At 41.5% G+C, this 17,157-nt stretch carries 17 protein-coding genes; 11 read left to right on the top strand and 6 right to left on the bottom strand.

All coding sequences use genetic code 11. The annotated features are described in order from the left end of the window. Window positions 1–88 precede the first annotated feature (88 nt). Both KTO63_RS06115 and proS read right to left on the bottom strand, forming a co-directional pair. Window positions 89–568 (bottom strand): hypothetical protein, encoded by a 480-nt coding sequence (locus tag KTO63_RS06115; protein ID WP_217790360.1) that lies wholly within the window; start codon window positions 566–568, stop codon window positions 89–91. A gap of 152 nt (window positions 569–720) precedes the next feature. Then, the gene (proS, locus tag KTO63_RS06120) at window positions 721–2,199 is read right to left on the bottom strand and encodes a proline--tRNA ligase (protein ID WP_217790361.1); all 1,479 of its coding nucleotides are present in this window, start codon (window positions 2,197–2,199) and stop codon (window positions 721–723) included. Between the two features lie 253 nt (window positions 2,200–2,452). Between proS and KTO63_RS06125 the strand changes: the two genes are divergently transcribed. Continuing rightward, the gene (locus tag KTO63_RS06125) at window positions 2,453–3,334 is read left to right on the top strand and encodes a hypothetical protein (protein ID WP_217790362.1); all 882 of its coding nucleotides are present in this window, start codon (window positions 2,453–2,455) and stop codon (window positions 3,332–3,334) included. A 163-nt stretch (window positions 3,335–3,497) separates the two neighbouring features. Next, window positions 3,498–5,084 carry an OmpP1/FadL family transporter gene (locus tag KTO63_RS06130; RefSeq protein ID WP_217790363.1) on the top strand — a complete coding sequence of 529 codons (1,587 nt, stop codon included), beginning with the start codon at window positions 3,498–3,500 and terminating at the stop codon, window positions 5,082–5,084. Between the two features lie 220 nt (window positions 5,085–5,304). Here the strand turns inward: KTO63_RS06130 and tilS are convergent, their stop codons facing one another. Continuing rightward, complete coding sequence (gene tilS, locus KTO63_RS06135; RefSeq protein WP_217790364.1) at window positions 5,305–6,654, bottom strand: tRNA lysidine(34) synthetase TilS; 1,350 nt, start codon at window positions 6,652–6,654, stop codon at window positions 5,305–5,307. Between the two features lie 266 nt (window positions 6,655–6,920). On the opposite strand from tilS, the gene KTO63_RS06140 reads away from it, so the two are divergent. Continuing rightward, window positions 6,921–7,640 carry a hypothetical protein gene (locus tag KTO63_RS06140; protein WP_217790365.1) on the top strand — a complete coding sequence of 240 codons (720 nt, stop codon included), beginning with the start codon at window positions 6,921–6,923 and terminating at the stop codon, window positions 7,638–7,640. Here the strand turns inward: KTO63_RS06140 and KTO63_RS06145 are convergent. Continuing rightward, complete coding sequence (locus KTO63_RS06145; protein ID WP_217790366.1) at window positions 7,608–7,919, bottom strand: tetratricopeptide repeat protein; 312 nt, start codon at window positions 7,917–7,919, stop codon at window positions 7,608–7,610. The two genes, KTO63_RS06140 and KTO63_RS06145, sit on opposite strands and share 33 nt — an antisense overlap. 110 nt (window positions 7,920–8,029) lie before the next feature. On the opposite strand from KTO63_RS06145, the gene KTO63_RS06150 reads away from it, so the two are divergent. The 4 genes from KTO63_RS06150 to ispE all read left to right on the top strand — a co-directional run bounded on the left by KTO63_RS06150 (window position 8,030) and on the right by ispE (window position 11,641). Then, a complete protein-coding gene (locus KTO63_RS06150; protein WP_217790367.1) occupies window positions 8,030–8,773 on the top strand; it encodes an electron transfer flavoprotein subunit beta/FixA family protein in 744 nt (247 codons plus the stop codon). A gap of 165 nt (window positions 8,774–8,938) precedes the next feature. Continuing rightward, window positions 8,939–9,895: an electron transfer flavoprotein subunit alpha/FixB family protein gene (locus KTO63_RS06155; protein ID WP_217790368.1), complete on the top strand. Its 957-nt coding sequence runs from the start codon at window positions 8,939–8,941 to the stop codon at window positions 9,893–9,895. A gap of 234 nt (window positions 9,896–10,129) precedes the next feature. Next, window positions 10,130–10,726, top strand: coding sequence for a bifunctional nuclease family protein (locus KTO63_RS06160; protein WP_217790369.1), 597 nt, complete (start codon window positions 10,130–10,132; stop codon window positions 10,724–10,726). Window positions 10,727–10,828: 102 nt separating this feature from the next. Beyond that, the gene (ispE, locus tag KTO63_RS06165; protein ID WP_217790370.1) at window positions 10,829–11,641 is read left to right on the top strand and encodes a 4-(cytidine 5'-diphospho)-2-C-methyl-D-erythritol kinase; all 813 of its coding nucleotides are present in this window, start codon (window positions 10,829–10,831) and stop codon (window positions 11,639–11,641) included. A gap of 12 nt (window positions 11,642–11,653) precedes the next feature. Here the strand turns inward: ispE and KTO63_RS06170 are convergent, their stop codons facing one another. Further along, window positions 11,654–11,818, bottom strand: coding sequence for a hypothetical protein (locus tag KTO63_RS06170; protein WP_217790371.1), 165 nt, complete (start codon window positions 11,816–11,818; stop codon window positions 11,654–11,656). After that, window positions 11,802–12,389: a zeta toxin family protein gene (locus KTO63_RS06175; protein WP_217790372.1), complete on the bottom strand. Its 588-nt coding sequence runs from the start codon at window positions 12,387–12,389 to the stop codon at window positions 11,802–11,804. The genes KTO63_RS06170 and KTO63_RS06175 overlap by 17 nt, the downstream gene beginning before the upstream one ends. Window positions 12,390–12,670: 281 nt before the next feature. Here KTO63_RS06175 and hppD point away from each other — a divergent pair, with 281 nt between their 5' ends. From hppD to KTO63_RS06195, 4 genes are all read left to right on the top strand, one after another. Further along, window positions 12,671–13,804, top strand: coding sequence for a 4-hydroxyphenylpyruvate dioxygenase (hppD, locus tag KTO63_RS06180; protein ID WP_217790373.1), 1,134 nt, complete (start codon window positions 12,671–12,673; stop codon window positions 13,802–13,804). Between the two features lie 173 nt (window positions 13,805–13,977). After that, complete coding sequence (locus KTO63_RS06185; RefSeq protein ID WP_217790374.1) at window positions 13,978–15,135, top strand: homogentisate 1,2-dioxygenase; 1,158 nt, start codon at window positions 13,978–13,980, stop codon at window positions 15,133–15,135. A 135-nt stretch (window positions 15,136–15,270) separates the two neighbouring features. Then, the gene (locus KTO63_RS06190) at window positions 15,271–16,281 is read left to right on the top strand and encodes a fumarylacetoacetate hydrolase family protein (RefSeq protein ID WP_217790375.1); all 1,011 of its coding nucleotides are present in this window, start codon (window positions 15,271–15,273) and stop codon (window positions 16,279–16,281) included. Next, window positions 16,271–17,143, top strand: coding sequence for a flavin reductase family protein (locus KTO63_RS06195; RefSeq protein ID WP_217790376.1), 873 nt, complete (start codon window positions 16,271–16,273; stop codon window positions 17,141–17,143). The genes KTO63_RS06190 and KTO63_RS06195 overlap by 11 nt, the downstream gene beginning before the upstream one ends. The last annotated feature ends 14 nt before the right edge of the window (window positions 17,144–17,157 follow it).

Here is a 17,157-nt window from a genome sequence, read left to right on the forward strand (position 1 = left end):
AAATTCTTTCTGTGCAATTCTCCAAGTAAAAGCACACAATCGGCTACCCGATTTTAAAATTTTCAAATCACCACATTTTCAAATTAGCCTATGGTACTTTCACCAATCTGAATGTTTCAATATTATTAGGATCTCCGCTGAGGATCAAATTAGTTGAAGCATAGAGATAGTTGCCCTTAATTTCAAACATCAACCAATTGTTGGTGCGGGTATATTCAGTGAACGCCAGGCTATGCATATCTTCTGATGTAAATTTCCATGTAAAATTGACGCTTTTATTATTCTCATCGATGTGAACTCCTGTGCCATCGGACTTAAAGGTAAATCTCAGGTTATCGTAACTTGTCCCTGTCGTATTAGCACCATTTCTTTGATATGCTGAATATTTGCCCGCTATAACATGGTGCAATTGATCAACCATCCATGTTTTTTGCACAAGCGCCTGATCAATTGGCAATTCACTATTGCTTTGAGTTGGTTCACTGCTTTTGGTACAACTGATTTGAAAAACCGTAATTAATAGAATGGAAAAAACAATTTTAATCAACCCAATCTGATTTTTTTTCATGATTAAGTATTTAGAGGTTTTAAAAAATAGAAATAATTTGAAAATTTGAAAATGTGGTAATTTGAAAATTCTTTCTGTGCAATTCTCCAAGTAAAAAGCACACAATTGGCTACCCAATTTTCAAATTTTCAAATCACCACATTTTCAAATTATTAATAAGCTTGCGCAAACAACACTCTCTGCGTGCTTGGTTTGCCGGTTAAAATACATTTGCCGCTTTCCTGTTCATTGTTCAGAGGAATACAGCGAATGGTAGCTTTTGTTTTTTCTTTGATCGTCGCTTCTGTTTCTGCAGTACCATCCCAGTGCGCTGAAACGAATCCCGCTTTTGTTTCCAAAGTATTTACAAACTCATCCCACGTATTCACTTTGGTGATATGCTCGTCGCGATAGATTCTTGCTTTTTCAAACATGTGCAACTGAATTTCATCCAGCAAAGTTTTAACGTAGAAAGCAATACCGTCCATGCTTACGCTCATTTTTTCCTTCGTATCGCGTCTTGCAACCTCTACCACATTATTTTCAAGATCTCTTGCACCAACGGCAATACGAACAGGAACACCTTTTTTCTCGTATTCTGCAAATTTCCATCCTGGTCTTGAGTTGTCGCTGTCATCGTATTTCACGGAAATGCCAAGCTCCTTCAACATTTTTACCACAGGAGCCATTACCTCTTTGATCATGCCTCTTTGCTCGTCGCCTTTGTAAATAGGTACAATTACCACCTGCAGAGGAGCGATTTTTGGAGGCAATATCAGTCCGTCATCATCACTGTGGGCCATTACCAATGCGCCAATTAATCTTGTACTTACACCCCAGCTGGTTGCCCACACATAATCCAGCTTGTTATTTTTATCAGAGAATTTCACATCGAATGCTTTCGCGAAATTTTGTCCCAAAAAGTGCGAAGTTCCTGCCTGCAATGCCTTTCCATCCTGCATCAACGCCTCGATACAATACGTATCCACGGCACCGGCGAAACGCTCGCTTTCCGTTTTCACTCCTTTGATCACTGGCAACGCCATGTATTTTTCAACGAAATCAGCATATACATCCAGCATTTGAACTGTTTCAGCAACCGCTTCTTCAGAAGTAGCATGTGCTGTGTGGCCTTCCTGCCACAAAAATTCCGCGGTTCTCAGGAAAAGGCGCGTACGCATTTCCCAGCGCATTACGTTTGCCCACTGGTTGATCAGCAAAGGCAAATCGCGGTAAGATTGTATCCAGCCTTTATAAGTGTTCCAAATGATTGCTTCACTGGTTGGGCGGATGATAAGCTCTTCTTCCAGCCTGGCTTCAGGATCTACCATCAGCTTACCATGCTTTTCCGGATCGGTTTTCAGTCGGTAGTGTGTAACCACCGCGCATTCTTTTGCAAAGCCTTCTGCATTTTTTTCCTCCGCTTCAAAAAGGCTTTTGGGCACAAGCAAGGGGAAATACGCATTTACGTGACCGGTATCTTTAAATTTTCTGTCCAGCACATCCCTCATGTTTTCCCAAAGAGCGAATCCATATGGTTTTATTACCATACATCCTCTAACGGCGGAATAGTCTGCCAACTCTCCTTTTAGAACCAGGTCATTGTACCATTGCGAATAATCCTGCAGCCTGCTTGTAATTTCTTTGCTCATTTTTTGAAGTCTTGTAGTGTTTTAAGCGTGAAACGTGAATCATCAATCGTGAATAAAATTGTCCCTAAAAGGCCGGAATGGTTTTCAAATGGTGAATCCCAATTCACGATTCACGTTTCACCATTCACGATCGTTCCCGTTCATATAAAAGTTAGTTTTCATCCGAAACTTTTGTAGTTATCCATGGACTAATTGTTGTAACTTTATACTTGCGAAAGCGCAAAAATATATTTAATAATATAAACCCTCAGCAATGAATAACAAATTTTTGAGCGTTGTTTTGGGATTGGTGGTTCTAAGCAGTTGTTCTGTGTACAAGCAAGGACAAACTCCTGACGACACCTACTATTCTCCGGCACCCCCAGCTCAACAAGGCGGCGAAGCATATACTACGGCACATGCCGGTAATAATGGCAATAACGACAATTATCGCGATTATTACAGCGGCAACAACAGTAATTATAACAGCTACAACAATTCCGATTACTACAATGATCGTTTTCTTCGTTTAAGCATCGGCAATCCAATGTATTATTCCGCATATAGCGATTACTACTGGAACAGCATGAGCTATAGTTATGGTTTCGGAATGGGTGCAGGCATTTACAATCCGTGGAACAGTTATTACTATTGGAATAGTTTTTACAATCCATATGCGATGCCATATTATAGCCCTTACTGCAGCTACTACCCTGTAGGCGGTTATTATCCGGGAAAATATCCTGTTACCGGAACTACTTATACTCGTCCGGCATTTAGCACAAGCAGCTACCTGGGTAGCAGCTATAGCAATACTAACAGGTATTTGAACCCAAGGTCAAGCAGCTCTTATTTGAACAATGGTTACAATAACACGAATGCGGTAAGACCAAGTGCTAGCCGTGGAAGCAGTTATTATACTCCTAACAACTATAACAATAGCAACAGAAGCACTAACAGTACTTCTACCAGGACTTATAATAACAACAATACGTACGACAACAGTAGCAGTAGACCGCAAAGAACCTATTCTCCTCCTCCATCTTACACTCCTGCTCCATCATCATCTGGTGGCAGCTATAGAGGCGGCGGTGGCGGTGGTACTTCCGGCGGCGGAGGTGGCGGCGGCTACAGCAGACCAAGCAGAGGTCATTAATGTAATACCCACAAAGACACGATACTTGGAAGGAAACATGCTTAGAAACGTGTTTCCTTTTTTATTAAGACCTGACAGGTTTTCCCAACGTTTTTAATTCTGTTGAATGAGGCTTTAAACCTGTCAGGTCTAGTATTCCTAATTACTAAGAATTAATCTGGACATGAAAAAAACTCTCGCAGCGATTGGCTTTTTAGTTACTTACGTTTATGGTTATTCCCAGGTACCCGAAGATGCTTTGCGTCATTCCTGGGCTACTCCTTCCGGCACTGCCCGTAACCAGGCTATTGGTGGCGCCAGTGTTTCCTTAGGTGGAGATATCACGTCTCTCTTTTACAACCCTGCCGGTCTTGGCTTATATAAAACAAGTGAAATTACTTTTAGCCCTGGCCTTTCTTTTTATGGAGGCAAAAGCGATTACAGAGGAACGGATGGCACCAAAGCCAATAACATGACCCGCTTTGTAATTGGAACAAGCGGCATTGTTTGGGGAATGCCAAATCCTTACAAAAAATGGAACAATTCTGCCTTTAGTATTGGCGTAAACCGCACGGCAAATTTCAACTCAACTGTTCATTATAAAGGTCAAAATGATTACAGCTCATTTACAACCGAGCCGGCAAATGAGTTCTATGGCTATTACCAGCAAAATAAAAATTCTGGCACCATCGATCAAATCATAGATCAGGCAATTCAGGACCCATCGCTATCTTATAATACAAGAATGAGTCTTTCCACCAACCTGGTAAGCGTGGACCCAAGCAACGATGAAGTCTATTCACGTCCGGAAGATGTCATTTTCCTCGACAACCATCCTCTGTTCCAGGAAAACACCATAACCAATAAGGGCGGCATTACAGAGATTGCCATTGGGTTTGCTTCCTCAAATCAAGACAAACTTTCTATTGGCGGCAGCATTGGAGTGCCTATTGTTAACTTCCGCAGCCATCGTGTTTACACGGAAAGCAATACCGTATTGCCAAATGACAGCGTATTCAACAGCATGACCTATACGGAAGACTACAAATCATCCGGCGTAGGTTTCAACTTTAAAATCGGTGCGATCTATAAGTTTTCCGAGGCTTTCAGAATGGGATTGGTAATCCACACGCCGAGCATTTTCGCGCTTACAGACACTTATCACGCAACCATGACCAGCGATATAGGTACTGTGTATGGAAAGTTTACGGAAACGACGGACAATCTGAACTACATGAACAACCTTCCAAATTCTTATAAATACGACCTGCAAACGCCCACCCGCTTTATGTTAAGCGGAACATATATGTTTGGTGGCGGCCAGGAAAATGTGAAGAATCAAAAAGGGTTTATCACTGCCGACATCGAATACCTGAACCACCGCTGGTCAAGGTTTTCGTCAGCAAATGAAGGTTACGCCGATGATGACGCATATTTTAAAGGAGTAAACAATACGGTGAAAGGCTATTATCGCGGTGCGTTCAATTTTAAATTAGGCGGAGAGATAAAACTTGAAAAATATATGGTTCGTGCAGGTTTTGCCTATTATGGCAATCCGTATAAAGACAAAAGTAATTTGAAAGCTAATCTGATGAATGTAAGTGGCGGTCTTGGCTATAGAAACAAAGGAATATTCGTTGATCTGGCCTATGTTCAAACGCTTACAAAAGATGTGAATTTCCCTTACCGCATCAGCTCCGGCGACAATACTTTTGCTACTGTAATGGGCAGCAATGGAAATGCTGTACTGACGTTCGGGATTAAGTTCTAGTTTGTACAATAGCACTCACAATTTTTTAAGACGCCTAAGGCGTCTTTTTTTTACCACGGAGTTAAGGAGTTTTTTTCACAGAGTGAAGGAGAAGTTTCTTTGAAATATGCAGACTATAGAAAGTATGGAAAAGAAAAGAGAGTTTCACAAACCTCCTTTTCTCTGTGGAAAAAACCTCTGTTGCCTCCGTGGTTAAAAAGCTCTTAGTAAAATTGAGCGTTTAACGATGAAAAGAAATCTCCAAAACTTCCTTCGTCTTATCCCCCATCTTAAACCTGTCATCTATTCTCATTCCCACCACCCACACGATCTTTTTATTCATTTCGAGCACCCAAACTTTTTCTTTACTGGTGAGAGATACTTTTTGATCGATCAAAAAACGGCTGACCTTTTTCTTTTTTTGCATGCCTAACGGGTAGAAATAATCGCCCTGCTTCCATTTGCGAAGCAACAAAGGAAATGTAAGCCGTGATGCATCTAATTTGGCTATATCCGGAGACGTGTTGATATCTTTATTCGCGGTCTTTTTGAAACCTAATTTGCCTTCGGCAAATGTTATCTCTTCATCGTTTGTTTCTATAACAATGATCTGTGCCTGCTCAGTTGCCAATGGCGAAATCACCAGCCAGTTTCTGTTCTTTAGAACCCTATGGGTAGATGAATCAATGTATTTACCACTTTCACTTTGCAGCAAATTCCATACTTCCGGCGTTTGAGCAGGAGAAAAATTAAATGGCTGCAATATTTCAAAAAGAATGGTTCTTCCGGCAGGCGTTTGCGCCAATTTTAGCACAGGAATTTGCCACTCCTTTCCGTTTTGCACCAACAGTTTTTTCTTTTGTTTGGCCAATGCGCTGCTGTACAAAATCTCGATATCACGGAACCGCTCAATATTATCAGCGAGATTTTGCGCAGCTTCTGAGTAAATATTCTCCACCAGCGGAATAACCTGATGCCTGAAATAATTGCGGGAATATTTATCCGAACTATTTGAGCTATCCTCCACCCACTCAAGGTTTTCCACTAGTGCAAACTGCCTTATATCCTCCTTACCTGCAAACAGCAGCGGCCTTACAATATGTTCTTTTTTTGGCAAAATACCGTGAAGACCCGCTATACCAGTGCCTTTGAAAAAATTCATCAAAACCGTTTCTACGTTATCATCGCGGTGATGAGCCGTCACCAAATAATTTTTTGCGCTCGTTGCCTGATTCCACTTTTCACTTTCCAGAATCTCTTTAAACCAGTCGTAACGCAGCTTTCGAGCTGTTACTTGTATCGAGGTTTTATTTTCTTCTGCTTCTTTTTCGGTATCAAATCTTTGTACATACAATTGCACCTTGTATTTGTCTGCAAGATTTCGCACAAAGCGTTCATCACGCTCACTTTCCTCGCCACGCAACTGAAAATTGCAATGGGCAATAGCAAAAGAAAATCCGCTGCGATGCAACAATTCGCACACGACAACAGAATCCACACCCCCGCTCACAGCCACCAGCAGCTTGTCTTTCGCAGAAAAAAGCTTTTCCTGTTCTATAAAATCTTTAAATAATTCTTCCAGTCTTTTCATCTGCTCATCTTATTTTTTTTGGCCAGATGCCCGCCTGCATGGCCTTTGGTCGGGCAGGGAATTCGCATGAAACGGTCACGTCTTAGCGTTGCAAATTCGTTGGCCTGCTCATTTCATCTGATTAAAACGTGATCTATGGTTATTTTTTGCAACCGGGACACCGTAGCAAATACTCGAAAAAATCGCAAGTTTACTAAAGGGTTTTTGCTCTTGTAAAAACTATGCACGTCCACTAAATTAGCCTATATAAGTAACAACCCCTACACATGGAGATAATTAATGGCCTTATCACTACAGCTGACGTTTTATCGGCACTCATCCTCATTTGCACCATATTGTTTATCCTCCTGAAAAAGGGAATGCAATTTACATTCTTAAAATTACTGGCGATAAATGCAGGATATAATCTCGTTATCACCCTGCTTCGTTTGTTCCTGGGACACGAAAATCCGGCTTATGCAATAGGCTTTAACCTTACACGCCCAGTGGATATTATCACAGCCTTACTCATATTGTATGTTTTGTGGGACAAGCCTCTGTTCAGAAAGTTTCTCGTTATTTCCATCATCCCGGTTATGGCACTGTGGGTAAGAGAATTGTGGTTCGAGCCTATTGATCACATTCATTTAACGGCACTGATACCGCCTTCCATGTGGTCAATCATCATTACCGCCGTGGCTTTGGCGCTGTTGTACCAAAAACCGGAAAAGCAAAGTTTTGTGTTTACCCGCTTTCTAATCGTTGCCGGGTTTATGATCTACAATTTTACCTATTTTATAATTGAAGCTTTGATGCCGTACTATTTTTTCGCAAAACCTTTCGAAGAACAAAAAATGCTGGTACCACAAATAGGCTTGCTGAATCTCGGCGCCTACTTTTTTACACGCGTAATTCTTTTGCTGGCAGCGGCAGATTTTCTTTCAGACATTTCTTACAAAAGAACGCAGCTGGCATTACAGCGTCAGTTCTTCCCAAGCCATTCTTAACTCGTTAAAAGCGTGATTATCATTCGCATTTTTAGCAGCCACCATACCTTTCTCATACCACGAAATGGCTTCACTTGTGAGGCCATTTCTTTCCAGCAGCTGTGCCAGGTGATAATAGGATCCGATGTAAGAAGGATCACGTTGCAAAATTGTTTCAAATAAATTGCGGGCTTTCTCCTCATCTCCGGCTTTAATGTATTCCAATGCCAGCGCATGTTCCAGGAAATTATCATTTGGATTTTGCAGTAAAAACTCCTTCAGTTTGACTATACGGTCCATAAAATCAGTAGACAAAATTTAATTCAAAAAATGTTCTTGCCCTATCTTTACAGCGCTTATCTTTGTTTTGGTTGCATAAACAACCTTTTTAGTCAACTTAAATTTGCGATATGAAGATTTTAGTTTGCGTTAGTAAGACGCCGGATACTACGGCAAAAATAGCCTTCAGCGATAACAACACGAAATTTGCACAGGACGGTGTGCAATGGATCATCAATCCCTATGATGAATGGTATGCTTTGGTTCGCGCCCTTGAACTAAAAGAAAAAGACAGTTCCATTACGCTTCACCTTGTAACAGTAGGAGGTGCAGATGCTGAACCCATTATCCGCAAGGCACTGGCATTGGGTGGCGATGAGGCCATTCGTGTAAATGCCGATAATCACGACAGTTTTTACATCGCATCGCAAATTGCAGAAGTTGCCAAACAAGGCGCTTACGACCTTGTGTTTACAGGTAAAGAAACAATCGATTATAACGGGTCTTCTATCGGAGGATTGGTAGCAGAATTGCTCGATCTTCCATATGTTGCCCTTGCTACAAAATTTGATTTGAACGGTACAACTGCCACCATCACACGCGAAATTGAAGGCGGTGAAGAAATCAACGAGGTACAATTGCCTTTGGTAGTTAGTTGCCAAAAAGGTATGGCTGAAGCCCGCATTCCAAACATGCGCGGTATCATGGCTGCACGTACAAAACCTTTGAAAGTGGTAGAACCCGTTGCGGTGGACAATCTTACAAGTGTTGTAGGTTTTGAACTACCTCCTGCAAAATCAGGTGTTAAACTAATTCCCGCCGATCAGGCAGAAGAATTGGTAAGACTGCTTCACGACGAAGCAAAAGCCATTTAATTTGAAAATGTGGCAATTTGAAAATTTGAAAATGAGGGTCTCCGAAGTTCTAATAAACCGATCGATCATAAACAATTTTCAAATCTTCAAATTCTCAAATTTTCAAATTTTCATCGGCTCTCCCATTTTCAAATTATCAAATTTTCAAATTTTCAAATTAACCTCATGTCAGTTTTAATATATATCGATCAGGCGGATGGTCACATTAAAAAGGCTTCTTACGAAGTGCTTTCTTATGGTGCAAAAATTGCTGAACAACTAGGTACAACAGCAGAAGGTGTGGTATTGGGAAAAGTGCAGGATGATTTAGCTGGTCTTGGTAAATATGGTGTAAAAAAGATCCACCAGGTTACAAACGACAACCTTGCTCATCTTGATGGCCAGGTATATGCAAAAGTAATTGCCCAGGTGGCCGAAAAAACCGGCGCCAAAGTAATTGTATTTTCCAATAACGTTGACGGGAAAGCGATTGCTCCCCGCCTTTCAGCAAAATTGAAGGCAGGACTCGTTACAGGTGCAATGGCACTCCCAGATACAAGCAATGGCTTCTCCGTTAAGAAAACCGTTTTCTCCGGTAAAGCTTTCGCAAATGTGGCAATCAACAGCGATGTTAAGATCATTGCTTTGAACCCAAATGCGTTCCAGGTTACCGAAGGAGCAGGTACAGCAGAAGTGGTGGCTTTTGATGCAGCAGTTGATGCTCCAAAAGTAAAAGTTACCGCTACCAATAAAGTAACAGGCGAAGTGCCATTGAGTGAAGCTGAAGTAGTAGTAAGTGGTGGCCGTGGCATGAAAGGACCCGAAAACTGGGGTATGCTGGAAGAGCTTGCACACTTGCTCGGTGCTGCGCTTGCGTGTAGCCGTCCGGTAGCAGATGCACACTGGCGCCCTCACCACGAGCACGTGGGCCAAACGGGTCTGGCAATTGCACCAAATCTTTATATCGCAGTGGGTATTTCCGGTGCCATCCAGCATTTGGCTGGCGTAAACAGAAGTAAAGTAATTGTTGTGATCAATAAAGATCCGGAAGCTCCTTTCTTCAAAGCCGCGGACTATGGTATCGTAGGAGACGCATTTGAAGTGCTTCCAAAAATCATTGACGCAGTTAAGAAACTGAAATAATTGAAAATTGAAAATTGAAAGTGGAAAATGGGACTGAAAAATTCCTGTTTTCCACTTTTTTCATTAATAATTCGATCTTGAGTATTGATACTTTCCCCACTCAAGCTCATTTTCAACTTTCAATTTTCAATTTTCAATTCCCCCAAATTCTCCTCCTTTTTTCAGATATCAAATTCTTATATTTGCCTTTCAACCATAAAAGTCCGTTTGTAAAAAGCGGATGTGTTTAATTATATGAGGAAAATAGAATTAGAAATTGTGGCCCTATCGCACAGCATTACGCAAACACATTCCTATGCAGTGGTTTTAGGTGAGGTGAACGGACTTCGCCGTTTACCGATTGTCATCGGAGGCTTTGAAGCGCAGGCAATTGCTGTAGCGCTGGAAAAAATGCATCCGAGCCGCCCTCTGACACACGACCTCATGAAAAACTTCATGAGCGCTTTTAATGTTGACCTTACAGAAATCGTTATCAGCGATTTGCAGGAAGGTATTTTCTACTCCAAACTTTTATGCGTAAGCGAACGCGATACAGTTGAAATTGATTCCCGCACTTCAGACGCATTGGCTTTGGCCGTTCGTTTCGGTTGCCCGATCTATACTTACGAACATATTCTGGAAAGCGCTGGCATTTTAATGGAAGACACCGGCAAAAAAAAGAAATCATCCTCTACCGCCACCGTTTCCCAAAAAGAAGAAATGTCGCACAATGAAGATCTGAAAGCACTAACACTGGAAGAATTGAACACCTTGCTCAACGAGGTGTTAGAGCAGGAAGATTACATTCGCGCCATTGCCATCCGCGACGAAATAAACAACAGAAAACGATAACTATTCTGATAATCGTAGAGACAAGGCACCGCCTTGTCTTGTATTGATAAATTTGCATTTTTTTCAAGACAAGGCGGTGCCTTGTCTCTACAAGCAGCTCTAATGATTTCATTTCCCATTTGCAAAATCAATCTTGGCCTTCATATTGTTGGGAAACGTAACGATGGTTACCATGATTTGGAAACCATTTTCTATCCAATAGCATTGAAAGATGCATTGGAGATCATTCAGGCAGATACATTCTCATTTAAAGCAACAGGCATTGCGGTTGATGGCGACCCATCAAAAAATCTTTGCGTGAAAGCTTATGATTTGCTAAAGCAAAAATTTGATCTACCGCCTGTATACATGCATTTGCACAAGGCCATTCCACTTGGAGCTGGCTTGGGAGGAGGCTCTTCTGATGGCGCCGCAACACTTCTATTACTCAATCAAAAATTTCAACTGAAATTATCGCCTGGCGAGTTAATAGATCTCGCACTTCAACTAGGAAGCGATTGCCCTTTTTTCATCATTAATAAACCTTGCATTGCTACAGGCAGAGGAGAAATAATGCAACCGGTTGACATTCCTGTTTTGAAGGGGCACAAAATCATAATTGTAAATCCAGGCATACACGTAAACACAGGCTGGGCGTTTTCTCAAATAACACCAACGCCGGCTAGTCATTCTTTGTCAGAAATCATTGCGCAGCCAATATCAACCTGGAAAGACTCACTAAAAAATGATTTTGAAGATGCCGTTTTTGGCGCGCATCCTGCCATTAAAAATATCAAAGACGAGCTTTATGCCCAAGGCGCTTTGTATGCTTCTATGAGCGGAAGCGGCGCATCTGTATATGGCATTTTTGATAAAAAAAATGTCCCGGAATTGAACTTCCCGGAACATTACTTTGTACACAAGTCTGATTTGTAGACTTAGTACTTATTAAAGTTTAATATCGTTTGGATTAATTCTTACAATCTTGCCGTCTCGATAAACAACTAAATCCGTTTTCTTGCTTTTTTTAAATTCAATAAGTCTTCTGCTGGACTCTTTAAGTCCCAGTAGAATCTTTTCTTTGCGTTCCAGCGCTTTATTTATGTTGTCCATAAACCAACTTTATATTATCAAACATTTTCTGATCAACGATTTGAATGTCATGCGGAGGCATTTTTAAAGCTATCAAATCTGGCTCAACGTCCGAATTATCAAAAACGAGAACCTCATCCACAATTTCAAGGTAAATATCGAACAAATTTCTTACTCCGCCGAAGTATCGTCTTTCAATTACCTCAGGCTCTATATTGTGGCCACCTTCTGAAACCCTTATTTTTACCCTATCTTTTGCTATTTCAGTATCCTTCAAAAAGAAAAATAATAGGATCGTGTTATAGCCTTTTTCTTTTGCTTCCCTGATCTTGTTCTTGTAGCTTTTGGTAGACAAAGTGGTTTCGAAAGCAAAACTTTTGTTCTCGGTCAATAATTCATTAATCCGATGCAGCACTATTCTTCCCGCTTCAAGAGCAACGCCTTCCGGTTGAAAGGGAGACAATCCCTTTGCAATTTCATCAGCATTCACAAACTCCTTAATATTCAACATCTCCGGTAATATTGTAAACGATGCAGTAGTGTTACCCGCACCGTTGCATCCAGCAATAATGTAGAGATTTTTTTCCTCCATACTCACAAATATACCCCTTACCTTTTAACAAACTCCTTTTGCTGATACCTGTAAAAAACACTTACTTTGTACTAACACGAAACAGCTTGAGACCAGATTATTCTCATAAAATATTTTCTGACGAGCGTGGACACTACATTTTCCTCATGGTGACGCTCGCAACCGACTCGGCCATTTAATCTCCGTTACATAGTTCTTATGCAATGCCAGTATGCTTTATGCAGCTGCGTTTGTTGCTATACACCGATACTATTTATTTTTCACTTAATACTAAATTAAACATGATTGCTTCAAATTCAGGCGCACCTGAGGTGGTTGCCGCACACGACTTTTTACAACTTAACGGTACTGACCACGTTGAGTTTTACGTAGGTAATGCTAAACAAGCCGCACACTTTTATAAAACAGCTTTTGGCTTCCAGGATCTGGCATATGCTGGCCCAGAAACAGGTGTTCGCGACAGAGCTTCTTATGTTTTACAACAAGGAAAAATCAGATTGATATTCACTACTGCATTGCGCTCTGAAGGCCCGGTCGCAGAACATGTTAAAAAACACGGCGATGGCGTAAAAGTCCTTGCGCTGTCTGTGGATGATGCTTATGGTGCCTTTGAAGAAACTACTTCACGCGGTGCCAAAGTTTATATGGAACCAACTACATTAATGGATGACAATGGCGAAGTGAAAATGTGTGGCATCTACACATACGGCGAAACCGTTCACCTGTTTGTAGAAAGAAAAGATTACAAAGGCGTTTTCATGCCAGGGTTTGTTGAGTACAAAACAAATTATCATCCGGAGCCAACAGGTTTACAATATATCGACCATTGCGTGGGTAACGTTGACTGGAACCGCATGATACCGGTGGTGGAGTGGTATGAAAAAATCATGGGTTTCACTAATATTTTGTCATTTGACGACAAACAAATCAATACCGAATACTCTGCTTTGATGAGTAAAGTAATGAGTAACGGTAATGGATATGTAAAATTTCCGATTAACGAACCGGCAGAAGGCAAAAAGAAATCTCAGGTTGAAGAATACCTTGAATTCTACGAAGGCGAAGGCGTTCAGCACATTGCGGTTGCAACAAAAGATATCGTGACAACTGTAAGAGCAATGAAAGCCCGTGGGGTTGAATTTTTACCGGCTCCTCCGGGTGCTTACTACGATGAGCTTTCTGCTCGTGTAGGCAAAATCGACGAAGACATTGCTCCACTAAGAGAATTGGGCATTTTAGTTGATCGTGATGAAGAAGGCTATTTATTGCAGATCTTTACAAAGCCTGTGGAAGATAGACCTACTCTTTTCTTTGAAATCATTCAGCGTAAAGGTGCTAAAAGCTTTGGTGCAGGCAACTTTAAAGCATTGTTTGAAGCCATCGAAAGAGAACAGGCATTAAGAGGAAATTTATAAGAAAGTTTCGTGATAATTCAAAAGTAAAAAGTAAAAAATCAAAAGCTTGTAATGCAGTCGCACTGAGTGTTTTTTAAAAGAAATGAAGACTCAAAATAATGTTAGCATCATTTTTACTTTTGATTTTTTAATTTTTACTTAATTAAAACTCATAACACACAACTTGCTTAGCCATGCCACACTATTTCAAACTTGGGGAAATCCCTCATAAACGACATACGCAGTTCCGCAAGAAGGATGGTACGCTTTACTCGGAGCAGCTTTTTTCAACGGAAGGATTTTCCAATGATTATTCTTTGTTGTATCACGTACATCCGCCAACACAGATTATAAAAGCTGTGACTGGCAAAGACGTTTCGCCGAAGATCGCACAGCAGCATACATTGGCACATCATAGCTTCGACGGTTTTAAAGTAAAACCTGAGAAGGATTTCCTCGATAGTCGCAAAGCTGTTTTGGTAAATAATGATTGCCACATCGTATTGGCCGCGCCTCAGCATAGCATGAAAGACTATTTCTACAAGAATACCGACGCTGATGAAATGATCTTTGTGCATGAAGGAAGTGGTGTGCTGAAAACAGTTTACGGCCAGTTGCCTTTTTCTTACGGAGACTATTTGGTGTTGCCAAGAGGCACTATCTATCAAATAGAATTTGCTACTGAAAATAACAGGCTGTTTATTGTTGAATCATTCAGTCCGATCCGTTTTCCGAAAAGGTATCAAAGCAAATATGGACAATTGCTGGAGCATTCTCCATATTGCGAACGAGACATTCGCACACCTCAGGACCTGCAAACCATTGACGAGAAAGGCGACTTTTTTATCAAGGCAAAAAAGAAGGGCATCATGTACGACCTGCATTACGGAACGCATCCGTTTGATGTTGTAGGTTGGGATGGATGCTGCTATCCTTTTGCATTCAGCATTCACGATTTTGAACCGATCACAGGTCGTGTGCACCAGCCGCCACCAGTGCATCAAACCTTTGAAGCCAACAACTTTGTAGTTTGCTCTTTCGTACCGAGATTGTTTGATTATCATCCGCAAGCCATTCCTGCACCATACAATCACTCCAACATTGACAGCGATGAATTGCTTTACTACGTTGACGGCGATTTTATGAGCCGTAAAAATGTAACCCGCGGCATGATCACATTGCACCCTGCTGGCATTCCACACGGCCCACATCCGGGAATGGTGGAAAAAAGCATTGGTGCAAAAGAAACAAAGGAACTCGCCGTAATGGTAGATACGTTCCACCCGCTCATGCTTACCCAGGAAGCACTGGAGATAGAGAATGAGGGGTATATTATGAGTTGGGCGGAGTAACGAGCAATTAGGAGTTAGAAATTAGGAATTAGAGTTGTTTGAGTGATCACACTTTGAAGAATTCTTAATTCTTAATTCCTAATTCTTAGTTCACTTTTCTAGTTCCTAATTTCTAATTCCTAATTCCTAAAATAAATGAAACTTCTTTCTTATATCGAAAAAGGCAGTGAGCAATTGGGTTTGCTGCATGAAGGCAATGTGTATGATATGCAAACGCTGCATCCGCAGTTGCTTTCAAAAATGGCGTTGTTCCTTGGTGATTGGGATACGCAGATTCGACTGGCATCACAGGCATTGGAACAAATTATTAGTGGAAAATTGGTTGTAACCAGTACACCGTTTGATCAGCTGCAGTTGCTTTCTCCGGTTCCGCGTCCCACATCTATGCGAGATGGCTATGCGTTCCGTCAGCACGTAGCTGCTGCGCGTCGTAACCGTAAAGTGCCCATGATTCCTGAGTTTGACCAATATCCGATCTTTTACTTTACCAATCACCAGGCAGTGGAAGGACCAGGAAAAATTTCTTGCATGCCAGATCATTTTCACAAACTTGATTTCGAACTGGAATGTGCGATCGTTATTTGCAAGGAAGGCAGAAACATCAAAGCGAAAGACGCAGATGACTATATTGGCGGCCTTATGATCATGAATGACATGAGTGCCCGCACTTTGCAAATGGAAGAAATGTTGCTAAACCTCGGACCTGCGAAAGGAAAAGATTTCTCTACAACGCTTGGGCCATATTTGGTTACAAAAGATGAGCTAACAAACTACGAAGTGCCTGCGAAACCAAACCACGAAGGCAAAAGCTGGAATCTTGCCATGAAATGTTTTGTCAATGGCAAACAGGTGAGCACGGGAAACCTTGCAGACATGGATTGGACGTTTGCTGAAATAATTGAACGTGCGAGTTATGGCGTAACGCTTTATCCGGGTGATGTTATTGGCAGCGGTACTGTTGGCACAGGATGTTTCCTTGAATTAAACGGTACGGGCAAATTGGAAAACCCGGACTATAAAGAGCAATGGTTACAGGATGGCGACGTAGTCGACATGGAAATTGATGCCCTGGGCAAACTCTCCAATACTATTGTAAAAGAAGACACTGATTACTCCATTTTACAATTGAAAAAACATGCTCATTAATCTTAGTAAAATAACGACGGTACAAAGGCAGCAATATTTGCAACACGCCATCGCACCAAGACCGATTGCGTTTGCAAGCACGATCGACGCGGAAGGCAATGTGAATTTGAGCCCGTTCAGTTTTTTCAATTTGTTTTCGTCGGACCCGGCTATTGTAATCTTTTCTCCGAGCCGTAGGGTGAGAGATAATACCGTAAAACATTCCTTGCTGAATGTGCAGGAAGTGCCTGAAGTGGTGATCAATATTGTGGATGAAGATATGGTTCAACAGACCAGTCTTGCCTCCTGCGAATATGAGAAAGGTGTAAACGAATTTCTAAAGGCGGGCTTTACGCAAGAACCTGCGACACTGGTAAAACCGCCAATGGTAAAGGAATCCAAAATAAAACTGGAGTGCAAGGTTATTGAAGTTAAACCGTTGGGAACCAATGGCGGCGCCGGAAATCTTGTTATCTGCGAGGTCCTCTGCATGCATATCGACGAAACTATTTTGGACAACAAAGGCATGATCGATCAGCGTAAAATACACCATGTCGCAAGGTTGGGAAGCAACTGGTATGCCCGAATTACACCGGATAATTTGTTTGAGGTGGAAAAGCCAAACACAAAGCTTGGGATTGGTGTAGATAAACTTCCTACTTTTATAAAAGAGCATAAAACACTGACAGGCAATCACTTGGGACAATTGGCCAATGTGGACATTTTACCGACCGCAGAAGCCTCGTTCAACGAAAAGCTAACGGTATGCCTTCAGTCAAAAGGCGAAGAAAAAACAAGACAAATTGCTCAACATGCCGCAGAACTGCTAAACGAGGGCAAGGTGAGCGAGGCCTGGCAGGCTTTATTGCGCCTGGCGCAATAATTTGAAAATTTGAA

This window comes from Pinibacter aurantiacus (assembly GCF_019130065.1).
Classification (GTDB): Bacteria; Bacteroidota; Bacteroidia; order Chitinophagales; family Chitinophagaceae; genus Pinibacter; species Pinibacter aurantiacus.

Coding starts and splice junctions, on each gene's coding strand:
- KTO63_RS06155 (WP_217790368.1), top strand. CDS start 8,939: ATGTCAGTTTTAATATATATCGATCAGGCGGATGGTCACATTAAAAAG.
- KTO63_RS06190 (WP_217790375.1), top strand. CDS start 15,271: ATGAAACTTCTTTCTTATATCGAAAAAGGCAGTGAGCAATTGGGTTTG.
- KTO63_RS06115 (WP_217790360.1), bottom strand. CDS start 568: ATGAAAAAAAATCAGATTGGGTTGATTAAAATTGTTTTTTCCATTCTA.
- tilS (WP_217790364.1), bottom strand. CDS start 6,654: ATGAAAAGACTGGAAGAATTATTTAAAGATTTTATAGAACAGGAAAAG.
- KTO63_RS06125 (WP_217790362.1), top strand. CDS start 2,453: ATGAATAACAAATTTTTGAGCGTTGTTTTGGGATTGGTGGTTCTAAGC.
- proS (WP_217790361.1), bottom strand. CDS start 2,199: ATGAGCAAAGAAATTACAAGCAGGCTGCAGGATTATTCGCAATGGTAC.
- KTO63_RS06150 (WP_217790367.1), top strand. CDS start 8,030: ATGAAGATTTTAGTTTGCGTTAGTAAGACGCCGGATACTACGGCAAAA.
- KTO63_RS06145 (WP_217790366.1), bottom strand. CDS start 7,919: ATGGACCGTATAGTCAAACTGAAGGAGTTTTTACTGCAAAATCCAAAT.
- KTO63_RS06175 (WP_217790372.1), bottom strand. CDS start 12,389: ATGGAGGAAAAAAATCTCTACATTATTGCTGGATGCAACGGTGCGGGT.
- KTO63_RS06170 (WP_217790371.1), bottom strand. CDS start 11,818: ATGGACAACATAAATAAAGCGCTGGAACGCAAAGAAAAGATTCTACTG.
- KTO63_RS06185 (WP_217790374.1), top strand. CDS start 13,978: ATGCCACACTATTTCAAACTTGGGGAAATCCCTCATAAACGACATACG.
- ispE (WP_217790370.1), top strand. CDS start 10,829: ATGATTTCATTTCCCATTTGCAAAATCAATCTTGGCCTTCATATTGTT.
- hppD (WP_217790373.1), top strand. CDS start 12,671: ATGATTGCTTCAAATTCAGGCGCACCTGAGGTGGTTGCCGCACACGAC.
- KTO63_RS06160 (WP_217790369.1), top strand. CDS start 10,130: ATGAGGAAAATAGAATTAGAAATTGTGGCCCTATCGCACAGCATTACG.
- KTO63_RS06140 (WP_217790365.1), top strand. CDS start 6,921: ATGGAGATAATTAATGGCCTTATCACTACAGCTGACGTTTTATCGGCA.
- KTO63_RS06195 (WP_217790376.1), top strand. CDS start 16,271: ATGCTCATTAATCTTAGTAAAATAACGACGGTACAAAGGCAGCAATAT.
- KTO63_RS06130 (WP_217790363.1), top strand. CDS start 3,498: ATGAAAAAAACTCTCGCAGCGATTGGCTTTTTAGTTACTTACGTTTAT.